The following is a 704-nucleotide window of genomic DNA, read 5'->3' as shown; positions in this document are numbered from 1 at the left end:
AAAGCAGCTGATTTTTAAGATCAGTATTTAGTATCTCAAGGATATTCGAAAGATTTTTTTATGGATGTAATTAGAACACTTTTTAAGCGTATAGATAATTATTTTCACTATTTGATTGTGCATAGGTTTTAACACACACGATAATATTTAATGAATCAGATTTTAGTGCACTGAATGCCTTGTATACGATGATTTATCATTTTGAAAAACATAAAATTGAGCAGGTGTGATGTGTTGTTTTTATGTATGCACTCTTTCCAAATACGAGGAATTTTTCATTTGAAGTTATGGAGTGTGGAGAATGCAACACAAATTGAGGATAAGTTTTTGTGCATTAATGGCTAGTAGTTTTCTTGTAAATATTGCAAATGCTGAGGAGGTAACTGCACTAGGAGAAAAATCATTAACATCAGTGAGTGTAAATGAGCAGCTAGGAGAAATGGGCAAGAATCTCGACAGTGAGAATCTTATAATTAAAGGCGGTACAGTTGAAACTGTTAGGAACGGAAAGGTTTCAAAAGGCACTCTTATTGGTAAATATGGGTTACAAAGTGTTGAGTATGGAGGACAAACAGAGGAGGTTAAAATTCGTGGTGGTGAACAAATTGGTTTAGGAGATGGGAGCTATGCTTACAATTCTGAAATTCAAGGTGAAGGTGAAACATCAGGGCAACGGAATGTGTATGATGATGGAGCGGCTTTTT

The 704-nt window shown here is 34.7% G+C and carries 1 pseudogene; it reads left to right on the top strand.

What is annotated here, in order from left to right:
* Positions 1–301: 301 nt before the first annotated feature.
* Positions 302–704: pseudogene (locus J7R13_RS08570) on the top strand (BafA family autotransporter); the annotation flags it as partial.

The organism is Bartonella taylorii 8TBB (assembly GCF_902825155.1).
In the GTDB taxonomy this organism is placed as follows: Bacteria; Pseudomonadota; Alphaproteobacteria; order Rhizobiales; family Rhizobiaceae; genus Bartonella; species Bartonella taylorii_A.
This window is presented reverse-complemented; position numbering and strand designations above follow the sequence as displayed.